Origin of the sequence: Nostoc sp. (assembly GCF_036919495.1) — a bacterium.
Taxonomy (GTDB): Bacteria; Cyanobacteriota; Cyanobacteriia; order Cyanobacteriales; family Nostocaceae; genus Nostoc.
The window spans coordinates 1-20,329 of sequence record NZ_JBALBZ010000129.1; the positions used below are offsets into that span (position 1 = coordinate 1).

Sequence of the window (20,329 nt, forward strand, 5' to 3'; positions counted from 1 at the left end):
TTGAAATTAACTACGATTGGACATGACAATACAGGTTTAAATTTGAACTGTTCCGGTATACAATCTGTTTTATTGGGGGTCATGCTTAAACTGCTGGAATACTTGTGCAATATAGATTTTGGCAGTTTTTGACCCCTGTTTTCTTATTATTTGTGAGAAATCCGGGCATAGTGGGCAAGAGATATGCTGACACTAGAACCCGAACAAACAACGACGCTGGACTACAGTGTTGTCAACGCCAGCATCCAGGAAACCTTCACTGCCATCGACAAATTCGAGTGGCAAGCAATAGATGAACTGCGCCTTATGCGAGACAACCACTATTACTCTGATGGTGGACACGAAAGCTTTAAAGACTATTGCGAGAACGAGTTAACCAAACACGGGGGATATCGCCGCGTCAGAGATTTGCTGTCTGCGAAGAAAGTAGTTGATACCCTGTCAGAGGAACTGAGAGTAAAAATCACTAAACCCTCTCAAACTCGCCCCTTACTCCGGTTGGTCAAAACTCCTGACAAGTTAGAGCAAGCTGTTGCGATCGCAGCCAAAGAAAAGCCCTTCCCCACCGCCGCAGACTTCGCCAAAGCAGTACAGAAGGTCGTTCCAAAAAATACGTCACCCACTAGAACCAGTAGCACAAAACAAGAAAAAGTCAAAACGCAATTGTGTAATTCTGTCACTGTTTCTTCTCTTTCACATCCCAGATATGGCGAATCGGGAGTGATTGAGGCAGACGCACCGAATAACTATCAGCAGATTGTTACCTTCAGTGATGGCGAGAGGCTGCTGGTAAACAATGCTGATTTGGCTGATTTAAATGACACAATTGCGTCATTTTCAAGTGAGCGGACTTACCCAAAAGAGTACTCTGAAGCGATCGCTGCACTCAAAGAACAGCACCAGCAAGAATTAGAGCGCCTAGAGCAGGAATTGAGAATTGGCTTGCAAACAGAGGCCACAGCTAGAGCCGAAGAACAAGTACAAGAACAACTCTCATCCTTGCAACCACTGTTCAAGCAGCAGAAAGAGCAAAACATCCAGTTGCAGCAACGTCTAGATGAGATGGAATCATTACGGCAGTTAGAGGCTGAGAACCAACAACTCCAGCAGCGTATTCAAGATTTGGAAAACGCGGTTGAACAGCGCCCTTCGCAACAGTGGGGGAATACCATGACCCAGCAAGCGACTAAAGTGTTGAACAAGCAGGTGAAACTTGCCTTGGAAAAAACTATTGATCTGCGATCGCTGGCACAAGAACCGCCTAAAGAGAATACCCAAGAATGTCTGCGGCTCATGGGTATGGCGCTCAAAAACTTAGCCAGTGCTATGAACAATACTCAGGCATTGGAGGCAGCAGCGCTAATTTTAGGTAGTGACCCGACACCAACTGCGATCGCTTATCGAGCCGAACAATTGGAAATGTTGCCCCAAGCGGTTAGCGATATTAGGTCAGTCCTAGCTAAACCTGGGTGTACGTGGCAGGAGTTTTGTTCGGTTGCCCAAGAGTATGAGGTGATTAAACAAGACTATTGGGCGGAATTAACCAGTGAAGAAACAGAATTAATCAAATCTCTAGAAATTGCTTCTTATCCTCCGGTGATTCAAGTCGGTTCTATCGTTTCTCATGCTGACCCATACCGCACTTTGTATGTCGAGAGGGGTGAAGTTGTAGAGGATTTGGGCGAGAAAGTGGTAGTTGCCTGGGATTGTTGGAAGGAGCAATCAAAAAAGACTGACAGATATTTCCGAAATGAGTTGCGATTCTGGCAACCTGAATAGGCTTTCAGTGAATCGGTGACTTTTTAGATAACCAAATACAAGTACCAAGCTCCGCATCACAGTGGGGGAAAATTCCGTGCGTCAATATAAATAGGAGATTCTAGAATGACCGCAACTATTACCCGTCCCAAGTCCAAAAAGGCTGCTGCCGCTAAAGTACAGTCACCGTACAAGCGGCTTCATGTGATTATTCCGATTCAAGATATGCTCTGGGCATCGCAACAAAAGCCTTCAGTCAATCAGCTATGGCAGGAATGCTGGACGGCTGACCCTTACGGTTCTCGGTGGATGCCTTTGACCTCAGCTTTGGGATACAGTACTTTTATCTGTGCAAAGAAAATTCTCTCCGACAATGGGCTATTCATTTTCAAGCCAGATAAGTCCATAGAGGATGGTAGGGAAACGGCTAGCTGGATGGTGAAAAATTTGCATGGCAGTCGGATGAAGGAATTTTGGGAGAAAGCTAATTCTTTTAATCAGCAACCAAATGCTGAAAAACAAGAATCAAATGCTGGGGATTCAGAGATAGATGCTGCCCCTGAAGAAATACGTGCTTTGTACAAAGCATCTATTTTAGGTAAAGACCAGTCAGAGCAAGGGTTCCGTAAACCCTCACGAACTGCTCAGGAACAGCTAACGAACTCTTTTGAAGAGTTCGTTAGCTGTGTCTCTGACACGCTTACACAGATTTCGCATGAGGAGGAGACGGCGAGTGCGCCCTTGGGGGTCGCGTCGCCTCAGACTGTCGGGGGCTTGTCAGAGAAGGAAGAAGAGTTACCTGCGGTAACGGACTGTACGACGCTAACGCTTGCGGATGCTGCACCGAGTCAATCTGCTTCGTTGTTGGCTGAAAACCAGGACTGTGGCGTTGAAGCGATATTCCCTCATGAGGGTATTTGTTCCGCCGCGCCCGTCGCCCAAAATAAATTTTCTTCAAGTTCTGCGATCGCTAATCAAACTCAGGGGCAAGTAGAACAGGGAAATTCAGCTTTGTTGTCAGGAGTAAACCAAGTCTTTAGTGTTGAAGTGAAAGTGGATCATGAGGGTGAAAGTTCCGCCGTGTCCGTGCCAAATTCTGAAAAATGGTCGCATGAGGCGATTGTTGCAAGGGCAAATGTGCGACCAGAACGGATGCAGAAACTGAAAGTAGTGGCGAATTCAGGGCAGAATCCTGGTTTTGACTTTTTGCAAGAGTGCTGGAATGACGATCCAGCTTTGCAGATTGTGATCAAGAAATTGCTGGCGAAGTATCCGCAGTGGGGGATTGCGGTTGTGGATGGGGTGTTGGTGAAACCGGAGGAGTAGAGCGTGTTATGTCAACTACAAGCTAGACAAGTCAATTCAGATGCGCGGACAGTTTAAGGCTAGAGTAAGCAGAGGATGAAAATTTAGCACTTTCAGCTTATTAGATTTGGCCATTTGTTATTCTAAACTGTTGCTATTTATGACATATAAGCAGGAAATTATCGATTTTTACAACGCTAGGACAAATTATGATAATGAAACCACTCGGGCGTATCTAGCGGTTGGGGGAGGAAAAAGTGGAATTAGGAAAAAGATGATCAAAGCGTCCATTGACCCAAGCCAAACGCAAATGTAACAAATGGTTAAATCCGTCTTCACTCCACCGCATCCCAACACTTTTAAATCTCTGTTGAATCAACCATTTGCAAGCACTTTCGACCATGCCACTACCCAAAGGTAAATTCATAGATTTGAATAAACCATAATTAATGTGTTGTTCATGAGCTTGAAAATAAGCGTAAACATTTCGGAGAGTTTTCATCACTTTAGTAGGTTTGGAGCGATACTGTGTGGCTGCGGCTAAGTCTGCCAAAACTTTTTCCTGTTCACCATGACGCAGTTGATGCCGAAGTTGCTCAAACCAACCACGAGCTTTAGTAGTACGACCATCTAACAGAGCCGCTGCCGCCTGCCATAAATGTTGAGCGGCATGATAAAAATCTAAAATTGCGACACTCTTTCCAAAGAAACATTCTTGGAATAACCGCCAAAAACCCCGTCCGCCATCACTAATCCAAACAACTTGGCTGACTCTTGAGCCGCAACGTAATGCTTCAAGCCATAAACGAGGTTTGAAAGCATTGATATCTCCTAACACCGCGACCAATCGACGGTGATGTAATTGAGAATATTGTTTTCCTGTACGGCTATGACGATAGCCCAAGCGAGCTAAAATTGCGACTTTAATTTCACGCCACACAGTTTTTCCTTTTGGAGTGAGAGCTTGTTGACGGAACGGAACCATTACCCCATCTGCACCAATAATCAACGGCATTGATTCAGTATCGGATGGTAACACTTCTCGGATTGGTTCTACTCCAGAGTTCATTAAAACCAGTTCTTGTTCTAAGTAGCCACAAGCCTTTTTTCCGGCTGACTGCACCCAATTCCACAGTGTTGCGGTACTTAATTTAACACCCGTCAATTTCTCTAATAGAGTACAAGCTGTTTCAAATGGCACAAATACTGTTAGGAGGCATCCCATTTGCATTAATTCAAGACTTGTTTGTTGGTAGGCAAGCAGCCCCAATTCTTGGTCTAAAGGAGCCTGTTGCACTCCCCGACAACCATTGCGACATCGCCCCACTCGCCGCGAAAAACCAACTATTCCCACCAAGGTTTTTATCTGTCGTGGACGCATTCCTTTACTTAAAAGGGTACTACCGCACTTGGGGCAACTCGACCATTGGGTAAGAGACTCAGCACGGATGCTTAGTTCTTGCTCCACAATTTTTTTGGCTATTTCCATGCCCATATACCAAGCCGTCCATACTATCTGTGCAAGGCTTTGGCACTTTTTTAATTCCTGGTAAGCATTCTCCAACGTCTGGGTGAAGACGCAAAGTTCTTCTAAGCTTTGTTTTATTAATAAGACTCTGGTCACTACATCTTATGTTTGAGCATAATTACTCATTATCTCATGCCAAAAACTTTCTTTACTTACCCCTCCCCCAACTGCTATATGCGCCCGATGAAGACTATCCCCATGCTAACAAGGTCAAATTAGTCTGTGATAATCTTAACACTCATAACATTGCTTCTTTGTATGAAGCTTTTCCGGCTCCTGTTGCCCATCGTTTAGCCCGGAAACTGGAGATTTACTACACCCCTCGTAATGGCAGTTGGCTCAATGTTGCAGAGATTGAATTCAGTGTCTTGAGCCAACAGTGTTTAGATCAACGTATTCCTTCTGTGAAAAAACTTTCTACTGAATTGGCTGCTTGGCAACAAGAACGTAACTCCACCACCAGTAAAGTAATTTGGCATTTTACTACTGAAGATGCGCGTATCAAACTTAAACATCTTTATCCGGTGTTTGACACCGATGAAACAGGTGATTTTAATGCAACATTTTAGCCTTGCCACGCTACTACAAGATCGGGCGATTGCGCTACAAGATCGGGCGATCGCACTATGATGACAAATTACCACAGAGCTTTGATTGTTCTATAAACATACTGCAACGGTATTTGGGCGAGCTGCAATGTTCCTATAGCTGTACCCACTGTTCGTGTAACCAGGCTGACAGGTACTGTTGCAATATTGAGGGATACAGTTCCGAGAGTATTTAAAGCTGCTTGCATTTGTGTTGGTGGGGGAGCAGGGTTTTGAACAGGTACTCCCGGAACTCCTAGTCCTCCTAATGGTGGAAGGGGTACCAGATTACCACCAGCAATTAAATTACCTGCTCCATTTACGGGGTCTAAATTATTTAGAAACCATGCTACTGCCTGTGGATCATTTACTTTATTACCCCATTGAGCTTGTGGAGGAATAAAATATTTGGAATATGTTTCTGCAAACCATTCACCGGGGGATTGATACTGATAATTAGAATTTCTAAGAGCATATTTATTGCTCTGGTAACTCACCCAATTATTCTGTTGAGGATCATGATGATAGGTTCGACCATTTAGGTTTATTCCTCCACCATTTTCGTAAGGACTATTTAACCCGACTCTAATAACTTCTTCAGCATAATCAACTACACGACTTCCTCCTGGATTAGTTGCCTCAAATCGTTGAAGTGCCTGTCTTCTATAAGGAGGATTTAGCTCATTTTTGTTTCTATGAGTAATGGCATCACTTAATCTGTCATAACCAGCATTAGTATCTGGATTGAACGCAGCATCAAGATTTGCCCTCATAGCTCCATTAATGCCAACAGCCTGGAGAATCTGATCTCCCATTTGTTGTTCTGTTGTAGCTCCAGCTTGGCCATCATGAATTTCCCATGCTCCACATTGTGGATTTCTGTAATGTCTATTTGTATGCCATTTTATAGCTTGATCTACAGAATGACCAATTTCATGGCGCAACATCCATTCTACAAATTTCTCAGGCACCATCTTCAATTTGTTGAGATTAGAACCAGTTCCAACAACATCTCTTGTTAAAAATTGTGCTGGATGTTCGCTGGCTCCTAAAGTAGTTGCGAGATCACCTAAAGGCCATTTCGTTACATTTAAGTAAACCCACGAAGCTGCATCGAATGGAACAATTATGGTTATTTGATGAGTAGCACTGTCATAAAACGATGAGATACGATTATTAGCATGTTCTAGAACAATTCTGCCTAGAGCACGATTTCCATTAATATGAGAGGGGGGTAAGCTATTGAGAACAATTCCCAAAGTTTGAAGCATATCATCATCAATATGCCGCTGTTGTCCTTGAGTTTGACCGCCTAGAGCGAATCTTGCGCCTATGGCTACATGATGGATTCCAGGTGCTGCTGCTCCCGGTTCAACTCGAGCATTTTGCTGGGCAGCTAGATTTCGCTCTTTTTGACTTTGCGCCTGATCCCATGGATCGCACTGAATCACATTTTGATTTTGACCAAGCTGAATTCCTTTCGCTTCTATCTGCTCATTGTGGCACTGCACAACTTCGCCCTTCTGCTGTACCACATGAGTCAACTCATGCGCCAACAACTCCTGCCCTCCGCGACTCCCCGGCTCATACGCCCCCTGCCGAACGAAAACATCCTGCCCCGTTGTAAATGCCTTCGCCTGTATCGACTGATTCAACTGGTGTGCCTGAGCATCCGTATGCACGCGCACGCCACTAAAGTCAGCCCCAAACGCCTGCTCCATCGGTACTCTGATGTTGTCAGCTATGGGTTGTCCACCTCCCCTTGCTCTTTGTATCTCGGCTTCGACATCTGCTGATGCAGCCATGCCACCGTCAGCCACACGCTGCACCATCGGCTTCATCTGTAATTCATCTTCTTCGGACGACTCGCGCTGAATATTATCTACTAGCTTGGTTTGCAGTTCATCATCCTCGGTTACTGCCTCTCGTTGAACTGGCTGATTTGCTTGCTGATGAATCCGTTGCACTACATGACGCGCAGTTTCGTCAGCTTCTTGCTCATACTTGTCCCCAGGCTGCCCGATGGTCAGCTTGGCTTGTATTGGGGGTGCTGAGTCTGGTCTACGAAGTGGAATATTGGCTATATTATGACCAAATCGTTGTGCGTGTGACAGTCGAGAATTCAATAATCCGTCCATCTTTGCTTGCAAAACTGTTAGCCGCTCATGTCCTTCGGGCGTAATCGTGCCGTACTTAGCTTGTATGGAAAGTCCGGTTGCCTCCTGATGTTTTGATGCAAGCGCATTTGTTCGCTGCACAACCTGCGCGGCTACCCGATCTGCTTCAATTTCGTATTTATCCCCCACTGGCCCAAGCATCAACTTTGCAAAAACTTGTGGTGGTTTAGTTGTGCTAACAGGCACTTGGCTAAAGTCTCGATAATTAGCCGAACTACTTAATGGAAGTGAATCATAATCTACAGTAGATTGCTCTCCTATATCCGCAACCGAACGAATGGCAGTTCGCTGTAAAATGCCACTCGTCTTGGGTGACTCACTTTTCTGTTGCTTATTAGTCTGGGTAATTCTATTATTAGTCATGCTTTCATCCCTCGATATACTGCTTATAGAATTTGTTGTCTCTGATGTGTCGGGTTTGTTCTAAGCGTTTCCTGGAATAGCACTAGATGAGCGCCTGAACTCTCTGAATACCCCGTCTGATGCCTGCATTCGCGCCAATTTCTGCAAGTCAAGTTTTGATATGAATAATACTTATCCAGTCACCTCCTTCAGAGCCATTTCCACTAAACCGCTCAGGAACACCAGGCCAAATATTGTTACCATCCAATGCCTGAATCTTGCTAACTGTTAATTTATTGTTATCTAATTTAAGAATGTAAATTTTACCTCCATCGACTAAGCGCCATTTTAAATTTTCTTTTTCCGTAAACAAAATAATATTTGAGGAAAGGGAAATTCCTTTTTGTTGAAATTGCTGACGTAATCCATCAGGAATCATCCCTTTATTTAAATCCCCTTGCAAATTAAACTTTTCGCTCTCAAACAATGGTTCCTCATTCATAATCCAGTCGCCATGCAATGAGACAGTAAACTGATAGATATTACTTTGGTGAAAGACAGCTTTTTGCGACCAATCATCAGGCGTAATTAATCTAACAGCTTCTGTATAAGCAGTATTTTCACTTGTCAAAGGTTCAACTTCTGTAATTAGATTGATATTACTATCTAATATATCATTGCCCATTGCCCAACAGATAGATTTTATTTCAGTTTTCGTAACTTGAACTGGTTCAACTTTCATTGGCAATATATAAAATACTTCACCTTTCAATACATTATCCGTATGAGCTAAAACAGATATACTACTCTTGTGTAAACTATCAATTCTTACTGGTTTTTGAAACTGAATTACTAGACCTAGTTTAGTAAACAAATTTTTTAAATTCTGAGATTTTAAATTAAATAATTGATCCTCTGTAACATTGTTAGAATTTTCCTGTGTTTCTGCAATGGTAGCTTCTAAAACTTGATCGTGATGCCAACTAGCATTGATTATGCGATTGAATTCTGTTATTGCTTGTGTAGTGGTTTCTTTCTGATCAATAGGTGTTGCAGGATTTTCCTGAGAATTCGCTAGTATAGGATTATTATCTTTATCACTTATAGGTGATATAGTGCTTTCTTGACTACCAATCTTTCTTCGGCAATCATAAACTGTTACATTATTAAGATTACCTAAAAATACTGCTAGAGGTGCATAATAATGCGCTATACCATGCGGTAGTTGAGGTTGAGGCTCTAATTTTCCTTCTTTGTTTTTTTGTTTGGGCCATTCTATATTGCCAGTAGCTGTTCGGACAGGAATTAACCAATAATCACCTACTTGATAAAAGTTATTCTGAGTATCTGCTTGAAATTGAATCTCAATTCCATCTTCAAGGGGAAACCATTTATTACTCCCTTCAGATAAACTTACTTTGACTTCTTTAGAGTCCCAACGGCGTAATAGAGGGTGCTTTTCTGGAAGCAATGTGTTGCTCTTGCTATCTCCTGAGAGAATTACTTGATTCTCAATGCGATCCACTTGCTCAACTTTTAGTAATTGGCGATCGCTATCTCCAAGTATATAATCATCATCGATGATTTCAACCCAATCACCTGCTGATAAACTAGAATTTTTGTCTTTTCCTAAATGTTCTAGCTTGAATACAAGTACTGAGGAATTTTTCTCAGTAAATGTCACAATAGGAAAAACAATTGAGCTATTCTCGCGTGACCAAACAAATGATAGTTGATTAGTGTTTTTAGCAGTAGAAACTCTAAAAATTTCCGCCCGATAAAGATGGTTTTCAGCACCACGAAATTTGGAATTAAACGGAATAACACATGGATCGTTTATTCCTGTAGAACTAGGCTTTGTAATTCTGGCAATAATTTCGCCTTTTCCAGGCTTCAATAATTCTTGACCTAGCACACTCTGAAAATAGTCACGATCCTTACTAACTTGCTTGGCAACCGTTTCAATATCTTGATTATCTTTTAATTGTTTGAGCTTGACTTGCCAAACTAACTTAGAGCGAATTGCTGTATCTGCTCCCCCTAAAGCAACTTCACGAATATTAATTTTGCGATCGTCACGATCTTCAATCGGGGTTATCTGTCGTTCCCAAACATCAAGATAAGCAAGATATGCTGCTCCATTTAATTGAACTTTACAAGTATCTGTGGCTTCCGGCGTAAAATCTGGCTGATGAGGATAAGATACAAGTTCCTCATTTTCACAAAGTATACCATCTACATAATAGTTGCCTTTGCCAATTAAATACTTTTCAGATTGGAGTAGTTGCTTTAGTTCTTGTTTTTTTCCCTCACTGAGATTGTTAATATTATTAATTTGCTCGTCCGTGGCGATAAATTCAAAGCCACAATTCTGCTCTGGGCCACCTTGTAGTCCAAATATATCTTTGGCCAAACTTTGCAGGCGATTTAGTAAAATTGATGTCTGTTCGTTGAAGTCTGCATCTAATTGCACTCTACCTTGTTGCATCAATACTCGAAGGAAGTGCTTGCTTTTGTCGTAGGTATCACGAGTAAAATCGCCTCTAAATTCTCCTTGCATAAAATCCTCTTTAGCTAGCGTAAATAATGCCAATTTCAGTATTAGCAGGTGTATATTCATCTAAACGGATGCGTAGGTTAGCCTCTTTTTGAGGCTGATATAGATTGTGAAAAGCACCCATTTCTGATTCATCATCAGCGCCACGTTTGATTTCTTCAGCACAGGTTGACGCTAACTGGCAATAAGTAGGTGTGCCATAACGTATACTGTTGAATTGAGGTTGTACGCGGTATCTAACGAGAAGTTGTTCCGCCTCTATTTGTTCTGGCTGTAGTTCTGTTTTTTGCCTAACCATCTGCTCAACTAAATCCGGCTGGCAATTATACCGACGTGGTGTGCGTGAGGTAGGCATCACGTAGCAGAAACGGATACAACCTTGTTGGCGACGAGCAACGAATATAATGCCGTTAAAAATACTGTTTTCTGCTAAATCAATTGCATGTACTTGAATCTGACCAAAGACTGTGCAACGTGCAATAGTCAACCGCACATGGGCTATGGAATAACCCACTGCACCGATCGCTTCACCTTCTATACTGATAGCATCTATAATGCTATCGCTAATATTTATGGGTAAAGGATCAGTCTCTACCTCATCTTGGTTAACCTGAATGGAGCCAATAATACTGTGTTCAATCGTTACGCACGCATTGATATTAAATAACTCCAAACTTGGCTCACTAGAACGTCGGGGTTCACAGTCACAATGTAATGACCAACCGGGCACTAATGTAGAATGACGGATAATAATCGCAGCTGGTTTTTGCACAATAGAGGTAGAATAATCTGCAAATTGAGTGGGATTACCTTCTATATGCATTCCCCGACCAGTAATCAATAAACCATCGAGAACAAAGCAACTTCCTGACTCTACTGTGACATTTAAAGCGTCACCCAAAGAAGTTCTCCAATCTAGAATACGTATCACCGGACGCTTGTGGTTAGCTGCACGTAATTGCAGACTTTGGTTTTGTTCCAGTTCAATATTAATTCGTTCTACATAAACGCCACTATCAATAATTTCAATTACAGCATTATGGGGTTTGTCTCGTTGCCACTGTGAGATTGCTTCAGTAATAGTTTGATAATACCCTCGTGAAGTTTGACTGACACTGTAATGAGCATAATGTTTTCTGATTTGAGATGGAAAAGCTTCTTCTAATAGCAAACGATTACAGCGAATCAGTTCTTTACCTTGGAGATTTTGCTGAACCAAACGTTTAGTTTTGGCACTCAAGGTGATAGATGCAAAACGTTGTTCATCATAAAGGCTTTTACCTAAAAGTAGTTGATTTAGCTCTGGAAGCAAAGCTGCAATTAAAGCTGGTTCGGGAGGAGGACTGGTGTAGGCATCCAAAAGCCTTTGGGTATCACTGGACAATTGCGATCGCAAAAACTCGGATAATGCAAAAGCATCTTGTTGTGAGCTAAAAATTGCTGGCTCTTGAATATCACTAACATCAAGTAAGAAATGTGCTGTAGAATCTAACAAAGTTCGGTCATATTCGCCACCACCAATATCAGCACTGAAACCATAATGATAAGAAACCCAAACACCATTTTTTGGTAACTGGCGGATCGGAAAAATCATTCGGCCTAATTCTGGATCAACTGCTATATAGTCTTGCTCTAGTTGATAATTCCAATCGCCCAGATCGGCAATAATAATTTGCTCTGGAGAGATTAGATGCAGTTTTGAGCCAACACCTTTCCAGACTTGCAAACTTTTGGTAAATTCTTCTGGATTTGGGTTTGAATCAAAATAATCGCTTTTGTGAGATTGCAAAACTTGCCGTTGAATGGGAATAGGTAAATTTAATTCACAATCAATTTGGGTTGCATCTTTTGCTAATTGGGGACGAGTGTAAAGCGGGGTGTCATTACCCGTAATACTAAATGTGTAGCAGTTAGAGCTAACTTCTTCCAAGCAAAAAGCTGGTGTGACAGTCATAGAATAAGCTTTTAATCGCCAAACAAAAATACCAATATTTGGAGTATTATACTTTCCAGGTTGCTCTTGTGAAGAAATATGGTGGATATCTACTGTATGAGCTAATTCATCGAATGGGCTATTTAACTTTGTGATTCCATCCACCTGACGCAGATTTAATGTTGTTGAGGTTGACGAACGCAGGTGATTGATATGCTGTGTTTTGCTAACTAGCCGATCAAATTCTACAACTCGTATCGGCCAGCCAGCTATTTTATCAGCCAGCAATTCCAACAAAGCTAGCGTCCCCTTGCGCCGTCGATAGCGAATAGTATTTGCTACTTCCCGACGAGGATTTAAAATCTTGTTATCTTGCTGTTTTGTACCAGAACTATGAACGCTTTGATAACCAATTAAATCACCAATGTATGGTACTACCCAATCTTGGCAAGTTTCAATAAACCAGTTCTCATAGAGTTGAGTAATATCTGCTTCAACAATATCTACTTGTTCAGCAATGACACGTAATAAATCCCGTAGGGGATAGCCAAGTTCTGCATCACGTATGCGGTAAACGGCTGGCAATAGTTCATAAAGACGGTCTGGGGAATTGCTCATGATTTCAACTCCTTCAGAATTAGTGTATCTGGTACTTTCGGGTTGAGAATAGCTAATTGAGCCGGGGAAAGTTGATTTATTGTTGAATCAAAAACAGCCAAGTTTACAGGAATCCATTGTTTTGGTTGTCCATTTCCACCAGTGCTGCCTACTTTTGCCAATTCTTGAAGTTTGGTATTTAAAATGCCTGGATTTTGGGCTTCAGTTTCGGAAACGCTATCTAAAATATCTACATCCACGTAGTCTACGCCAGGTACTTGTTGAATCGTGCTGATAACTCCACTGAGGACAACATTTTCTCCTAGTTCCTGATTTTCAAAGCTAAATTTATCGAATAAAGCAGTGCGAATTTCCTGTGCTACAAATGACCATTGATAATTTGCTAAAATTCGCACATTAGCGCTGATAATTAACAGCATTAGTTCCCGCATATCTATTTTTAGTGACTGATAGGGGTCGCCAAACTGGTATAATGCTTGTACGAAGCTACGATATAAATCTGAATTTCTATCAATACAAATATCATCAGCCCCAGCGATGGTAATATGCAGAATTTGCTCCGAACCATTTGAAAGACGTTGAGCATTTGATTTGCCAATTCCAGTAAAAGTACGCGCAAAATTGGCATAGTCCTGCACGGAAACTGCACGGTTGAGAGATGTTATGCCAACGGGTGCATTGCGGCGTATTTCATAATCGCTTTCTGGGTCTGCGCCTCCTGTTGCTGCTATGGGGTTGAGTACGCCACTCAAACCTAGAGGTTGCATTGCCAGTTGCGTAATTTTTTCTGCTGCAACATTACCACTTTTGCCAGTGCCAGCGCGGTAGACTGCTTTGACATTTTCAATCCCACTAGGCAACCTAGCTCCATGTTCACCATTGCCAAAGATAATAGTTGTATTGCCATCGCTATCAGTTTGGGTGACATAAGCGCGGTCTGTTGGACTTAACTCAATCAAATTTTCTACTTCTTGCCAACGGACATCATTAACATATACTTCTAAAGTGCTAGCAACACCACTAGGGATAGGTGCTGGTAGATAGCTAAGGGGCGGTAGTGATAGAGTAAATTGTTGATTTGCTTTAGTACCATCACCACTGCCCAGTATTTCAGTATGAGTCTCGCCATGAGTGGCTTTGACTACGTTGCCATAGATAGTAACAGTCTCTCGTTTGTAAGAATAAGCTAAAGGTCTAGCAAATTTCAGGAATGTATGGGGTTTGTCATTGGATAAATTCGCACATATATCTTGTCTCACCCCAGCTAACATAACAACTTCGCTAGCCCAGACACCGTTGACATCAGATATATCACTGCGTTCACCGGAGATAATTAACCAACGTCCAGGTTGGAGATTTTCGTAGAGATTGTCTAGTTCAATTTCCATCTGGTCAGATATATAATTTTGAGCGCTTGGTGCATCTTTCAGGTCAACTGTTTTTTCCACCAAATTCAAATCTTCACTCTTGAGATACACTGTGGTTTTACGCATGACATCTAAAGATATATCCTGTTCTTTTAACCAAGGCTTATCTAAAGTGAGTTGGGTAATTCTTCCTACTATGTTATAGGCAATTTTAGAGATATTTTCAACTTTTATTACTTGATAAATCTCAATTCTATTAACATCTACACGTTCAATCGCTAGGTAACTTCCAGGTGTAATTCCATCATATTGAGCATCTAAGGCTAAGATATTTCGTAATTCTGATGGTAGTGTGCTAGAGGAGCTTGATATTGACTCATTTACATCTGCAATTTGCCATTCCTCATATTTTTCAATTCGCCCTTGCTGGTCAAAAATCGGCTTCAAAGCTACGTCATGTCCGAAAGGTGCAGCTTTGATTCCTAATAACTCAATTCGGTTTAACTGATTCGCACAATTAATTTTATTGTTGGTTAAAATTTGATATATTGCTGTCTTTGAAGCAGGATTTAAAGTATTATTAATTAACCGAAAATTCATATCAATATTTTCGGGAGAGAAAATCTGTTGTTTTGTCCGCTCAAGTTCTAGAGAATTGGCAGGTTGTAAGGATGGCAGTTTGATTAATTGTTTTATTCTTTCTTCTATTGTATTTACTGAATTTTTATTAGTTATTTTCTGTGTAACTTTTGGTGGTAATTGTAATGTAATTTTTGTCCTGGTTTCCTCTAGTTGAGGCTCAATAATTTGAATTTTGCGAATGAATTGTTTAGCATCACCAAAGATCAGTAAAAGTGGATCGTTAGGTTTGAGATTCGCATTTATACCATCTAAATAAATCTTATCAATTTCGGTAACGGTTGTTGAATTAACTTGTTGTGGTTGACTCATCCGGGGCTTGAGTTGATTCAATTGGGCATAAGCTCGCAGTTTTTCGGATGTTTCAAAAAATTCCGGCGATTCGTTAGAATCAGGTATACTCTGGCTACTCAAACCAACAGGAATTTCCAAATTGTAACTATCTTCTAGGGTAAAAGCTAAATAAACGCTAGCGCTGACACCGGGACTATGTGCATAGTCTACTAATCGAGCTAATTCTACTAAGGAACGTCGCTCAATCGCAGTACGTAAGTAACCTTCATTGGCTATGCGTTCCTGATAAAATGTTAGAACGTCTGCGACAGTAGCCCAAGCATCTAGTAGAGCTAAAGACGTGTCTTGAGGATCGCGGGTTTTCAGATGTTTGAGTGAGGGAAACTTGCTCTCACCCAGACGCGCTTTCATTGTTTCTAAAAAGCTAGCATGGGTTCCAACTCGATAAGCTAGGGTAGAAAAACCAGGTTGATTTGCTATCGATGTGGGAGTGAGAATTTCGACACCTTCACAGCAACCACAACTGGAGCGATCGCTTGGTTTATAGTAATGACAGTTACAGCTACAACTTAATTTCATCTGCCACCTCGCAAATCGAGTGTAAATTTACCGTTTTCGGGAAAGTTAGGGTTGTTGTCGAGTCGGGCAATTTCCGAAGAACCAATGGGTAAAAAACCTGCTTCAATCTCGTGATTGTCACCTGCAAAAAGACGTTCTAGCTTAGTTATAGAGACGCTTTCAATGCCTGGAACACTATAAGCTTGAGCTACAATCTGACTTAATGCAATTCCTTGCCCAAAAGTCAAGTTATCGGGATGGAAAAAACCACGCCGACCATCAGGTAAAATCCGGTTACTGAAAATATCCAGTAAAGCAGCTTTGACATGACCGCGCAAATAGTCAAATTTGACATCAACTCTCATCGCTATATCTAAACAGACGTATGCTGCTCGTTGAACGATGACATCATGACCAATGCGACGATATTTTTCTAGGTCTGTGGTAATATTTTGTAGTAATTTGCGATCTACCGTTTCCTTGTTGAAGGGATCTACTGTCACCCAGACTTCATACCCACTGCCCGTCCAGCGTAAGGTGGCTGTTGCTTGTTGAACTTTTGTTGGGAAATGTTGCATTACTAATTGTGCGTAGTCATCAGCAGTAATGGCACGCTCTAATTTTTTGTGAGATAGGTGCGGTGCATATAATTTCACCTGAGATAGAGGTTCGGGTGCTGTCCCACCTTGAGCGCTTAAGGGCTGGTGTGGCTGCAATGTCGAACCACTAATTGGTTCATTGTGAAAAACAATATAAGAAATCGCTTCAGCACTAATATTACCTGCAAGTCCATTACCTACCCGGTAAGTTGCTTGGAAGTGAGTATTGGGTGCTGGTTTTTTTCCTAATTCACCGTCTCCAAAACGCAAGTGAGCTTGTCCATCGTTGTCCATTTCCACAACAAAATGTTGATCTTCGTTGTTGCTGTCTATGAGATCGTATTGGGGAGTCCAAGTAGAGTGATTTCCAGTACTCCTAAGTTGGATTTGGGGTAATGCTTGCTGGGGGTCTTGAATTAAGAGACTTTTAGCATCTTGGGTGAGGTTTTTTCTAGACAGAGGTTGACTGAAAATTAAAGGCGTTTTTTGCAAGGTAGGACGGAAGCGATCGCCAACTACTAAAATTTCTCTAGGTTCGCCTTCCTCTTCGCACTCGTGAATTATCTCTTTTCCCGGTACAGTTCCTAAATCTTCCCGTTCAATAGTGCGTCCATGATCGACTAGAATCACATTGCCTCTGGCAACACTAATATCAACTAGCTGACAATCTGGTGGGACTATTGCCGAAATACAAAGGGGAAAAGGTAATGCGTCTTCTTCTGCCCATTCGATTTCTACAATTGGCTGATTGTAAAGTTCGTCTACACTTGCCTTGACATTTGTCAAGTGTACAGCATGGCGATGCTTCATATCTGCATCTTCTGGGATACCTGTTTTCGGACTTCTAATTTCTTCAAAAATTAGGATGTCACCAATTTTTAGATGCAATTTTCGCTGATGCTCAAGTTGGGAAGAGGAATTTGCCCTCTCTGGCTGTGTAGGATGTATAAATTCATCTACTAATGTAGCGCTTGTGGAACCATAAGAAAGACAGCATGAACCATCGCCCCAAGTATAAAATAGGATTTTGTTATGAGCGTTGTAGAGATGAATCGGTAAGGGCGTTAGCGGTTCAAAAACTTCATAACTGTTAGGAGGAACATCATCTAGGTGGCGAATATCTTCTATGATAGTGCCAAAGGGAGGCGCGTTTTTATGATTAGTAATAAAGTAGAAATTTTTTGTTTCCAGGGAAATATCAATACTTGTCTCCAGCCACAACCAAGTACGTGCATTACAGCCCTCATGCATGGGATAATCGATCAGACGGGCATGACGGCGAACAGAAATCCGTTGGCGGGCAGTTTCTAGATAAGCTTCTGTGGCTACAGCGTCCTGATAGTAGCTGAGATAATCGCCAACATAAGCGAGGATTTCCACTAAAGTAATTCCTAAATCGGGAACATGACGTTCTTCCCAATCCGGCATTACCAGGGAGAGGCGGTCTAAAATCAACTGGCGAAAACTAGCATAATCTTTAGCCAAATAGTTGATAGCTGGTTCAACTAATTGTGTTGGCGGACAAGTTTGCTGTTGCAAGCAATCCATGTCAGTGTTACAGATCCCATCTCGGAATTTAAATTCTACTTGGGAGTAGCGCGGGTCAAAATTGGGATATGCTTGATCTGTGGGTTTGCCCTGTTCATCTAATGACACCAAGCGCAAAGTATACACAGAGAAATCGCCAGTTTGGTCAAGATTAACTGTTAAGTAACTCTCACAATTTTGAGGACTTTCTACCTGTAAATTAGTCACATGAAGATGGCGGATGCGCTGGCCGCCTTCAATCAAGAGATTCTCTTTTTTCAGGTTTTCTGGTACCGAACCTAAAAAGTAGACATATAGCGATCGCAAATCATCGCTAACTTCTACATAATCTAGCCCGTTTTTTCTTTGCCTACGGATTTCTTGGCGGCGCTGTTCGTTTTGGTAAGTTAAGGTATGGCTATTCATGGCACTGTCGTCCTAAAAGTAGCTGTTTGTGTCTCCCCAGAACTTTGCACCAAATACTCCACCACTATGTAAAGACTGGAATCAACGTTTGTTACTTCCAAAGTTTGCAGATCGATTAAATCGCCTAACCATTGCTCAATAGATGCTTGAATAGTAATTTCCATAGCTTTTGCTAGTTCCGGGCTATTGGGTGCAAAAATTAAAGACAATACACCACTGCCGAAATCTGGGCGGTTGACTCGTTCGCCGGGAGTAGTAAACAGTAGTTGTTCAATTAAGTCGCGGATGTGTTGATTTTCATCGCTGGTGCTGGCGGTGTGATAGTTTCTATCGAAATGAAAGGGAAAATCGATGTTGATGACATTTCTTTGCCTGGAAAGATTTACGAGATATTCTGGCATTAAGTTACTTCCAAATCAAAGTTGTTAATCGATACCTTATTACCATTTAGATTCACAGTGGCATTGTTTCCATTGTTGATTTCAATTCCCGAACTATTCATCACTATTGTCATAGTTTGTTTCCCGATTTTGGCTTCAATAATTATGCTTTGCTTACCTTGTTTATCATTGATTTCAATCCTGCCAATATCGGTTTTAAGTACCTTGGTTTCTGGGTCATAAGGATTAGCGGGTACTATGTTTGGAACCTTTTCATCTGCCCAAAAGCAGCCACTCCAAATTGGGTAGTCTGGATCTCCGTTTTCAAACTCAATCCACACTAAAGCACCTTTGGGTGGAATGAGGAATAACCCAACTCCTTGCCCAGCATAGGGAACGCAAGGTAATGCCCAACCGCTAGGATCGTTGCCAAAAATTTCTTGCACTTTTGCTTGCACGCGACCAATCTTCCACGGGTCGCTATTGTCAGATACTACGCCTCGGTATTTGCCGTAAAAAGAAGGTCTTTGTTGATTTATACTTCCATAAGTATCAAGTTTTGATTCGTTCATACTTTTAACATCTGAATTGTTGCACCTTGTCCCTCACGTTTCAAAGTAAAACTTTGTTTATATTCGCCACGCTTGATGCGATGCGTTACTTGTTTGACGTAGTAATAACCGCCGTAAGTTTTTCCCACACCCCGCACTCCCACCAATTGACGCACTTCTAAGACATAACCATAGCGAACAGTATCTACTTCCCCACTAGCAGTTACGGCATTCTCCTGCGAACGGCTGGCCAATAATTCCGTTTCCTTTTGAGCTAGGATTTTTTCGAGTTTATTGGTGGAACGTAGCACTTCTGTTCGTAATGATTTAGCAGGCTTGTTAGCTAAAGCTTGACCAGGCGATTTAGGAACCTGAATCGAAATTGATGTTCCATTTTTTTCATCGCTAATTGATGCTTGAGGTTTAATAGATTCTAGAGCATTAAAGTTGAAACTTATAGATGAATTTACATTGGTAAACGCCCCCATATTCATTGATAATGCTGGTTGATAAGGAGTAATTTTCTTTTTTTCCTCACCCCAATAAGCAATATTTTTTCCAGGAGTTTTATCGGGCTTGATTTCAAAAATAAAACTATTACGTAGAGCTAGTTTCTGAATAAACTGTAAGTCTGTACTTTGCTGAGTGGTAATTTGTTCTTCTTTTTTGGGTGAAAAATCTCTAGTAGTATCTTGTACATCTAATGTCAGCCCATATCTAACTTTATATTTTTGTAAAATTTGCTTAACAATTTGAGAATCAGATAAGTTTAGGTAAGTTTCATTTTTATCTTCCAGATCGAGCATAAGACTAATATCTTCACCAGTAACTATTAGCCTTGATTCCCCTGGTTGATTACTTGGGGCAATTTGATGATCGGTAATAATGCCATCAATTAATATAGGGCTTTGAAGACTACGGCTTACACCGACTTTTACATTAACTATGATTTGAATAACAATTCGATTGGGAGGATTCAAAATATCTTTTTTAAGTAACCAATAATCTGAAAAGTTTTTTAATTCTTTACTAAGACTAAAGGTCATTTGAAAGGCACTGCGATCGCGGTCTTGTTGAGTCACTTCTAAGTCTATTAGCGCGTCTATTACTTCATAAGGCGCAGGTGTTGGTATGGTGCTACCAATCATGAGTTTTAGGCGAATATCTGAGTCAGGCATAAATT

11 protein-coding genes and 1 pseudogene are annotated in these 20,329 nt (G+C 41.5%); 3 read left to right on the forward strand and 9 right to left on the reverse strand.

Features of this window, described 5'->3' with window-relative positions:
• Positions 1–183: 183 nt before the first annotated feature.
• Positions 184–1,779 carry a hypothetical protein gene (locus V7K25_RS17790; protein ID WP_335159852.1) on the forward strand — a complete coding sequence of 532 codons (1,596 nt, stop codon included), beginning with the start codon at positions 184–186 and terminating at the stop codon, positions 1,777–1,779.
• Between the two features lie 105 nt (positions 1,780–1,884).
• Positions 1,885–3,084 (forward strand): hypothetical protein, encoded by a 1,200-nt coding sequence (locus tag V7K25_RS17795; protein ID WP_335159853.1) that lies wholly within the window; start codon positions 1,885–1,887, stop codon positions 3,082–3,084.
• A 214-nt stretch (positions 3,085–3,298) separates the two neighbouring features.
• Here V7K25_RS17795 and V7K25_RS17800 read toward each other — a convergent pair whose 3' ends face one another.
• A complete protein-coding gene (locus V7K25_RS17800; RefSeq protein ID WP_442948096.1) occupies positions 3,299–4,669 on the reverse strand; it encodes an ISKra4 family transposase in 1,371 nt (456 codons plus the stop codon).
• 104 nt (positions 4,670–4,773) lie between these two features.
• Between V7K25_RS17800 and V7K25_RS17805 the strand changes: the two are divergent.
• Positions 4,774–5,160 (forward strand): annotated as a pseudogene (locus V7K25_RS17805) (transposase); the annotation flags it as partial.
• Between the two features lie 68 nt (positions 5,161–5,228).
• Here V7K25_RS17805 and V7K25_RS17810 read toward each other — a convergent pair.
• The 8 genes from V7K25_RS17810 to V7K25_RS17845 form a co-directional block, all read right to left on the reverse strand.
• Positions 5,229–7,718: an eCIS core domain-containing protein gene (locus tag V7K25_RS17810; RefSeq protein ID WP_335159855.1), complete on the reverse strand. Its 2,490-nt coding sequence runs from the start codon at positions 7,716–7,718 to the stop codon at positions 5,229–5,231.
• A 148-nt stretch (positions 7,719–7,866) separates the two neighbouring features.
• A complete protein-coding gene (locus tag V7K25_RS17815; protein ID WP_335159856.1) occupies positions 7,867–10,257 on the reverse strand; it encodes a DUF6519 domain-containing protein in 2,391 nt (796 codons plus the stop codon).
• A gap of 10 nt (positions 10,258–10,267) precedes the next feature.
• The gene (locus V7K25_RS17820; protein ID WP_335159857.1) at positions 10,268–12,805 is read right to left on the reverse strand and encodes a hypothetical protein; all 2,538 of its coding nucleotides are present in this window, start codon (positions 12,803–12,805) and stop codon (positions 10,268–10,270) included.
• Entirely contained in the window at positions 12,802–15,684 is a 2,883-nt protein-coding gene (locus V7K25_RS17825; protein WP_335159858.1) for a putative baseplate assembly protein, read from the reverse strand. The genes V7K25_RS17820 and V7K25_RS17825 overlap by 4 nt, the downstream gene beginning before the upstream one ends.
• Positions 15,681–18,215, reverse strand: coding sequence for a putative baseplate assembly protein (locus tag V7K25_RS17830; RefSeq protein ID WP_335159859.1), 2,535 nt, complete (start codon positions 18,213–18,215; stop codon positions 15,681–15,683). The genes V7K25_RS17825 and V7K25_RS17830 overlap by 4 nt, the downstream gene beginning before the upstream one ends.
• Positions 18,212–18,616, reverse strand: a complete 405-nt coding sequence (locus tag V7K25_RS17835) for a GPW/gp25 family protein (RefSeq protein ID WP_335159860.1) — start codon at positions 18,614–18,616, stop codon at positions 18,212–18,214. Before V7K25_RS17835 ends, V7K25_RS17830 begins: the two co-directional genes overlap by 4 nt.
• A complete protein-coding gene (locus V7K25_RS17840; protein WP_334841287.1) occupies positions 18,616–19,167 on the reverse strand; it encodes a phage baseplate assembly protein V in 552 nt (183 codons plus the stop codon). The genes V7K25_RS17835 and V7K25_RS17840 overlap by 1 nt, the downstream gene beginning before the upstream one ends.
• Complete coding sequence (locus V7K25_RS17845; RefSeq protein ID WP_335159861.1) at positions 19,164–20,324, reverse strand: phage late control D family protein; 1,161 nt, start codon at positions 20,322–20,324, stop codon at positions 19,164–19,166. The genes V7K25_RS17840 and V7K25_RS17845 overlap by 4 nt, the downstream gene beginning before the upstream one ends.
• Between the last annotated feature and the right edge of the window lie 5 nt (positions 20,325–20,329).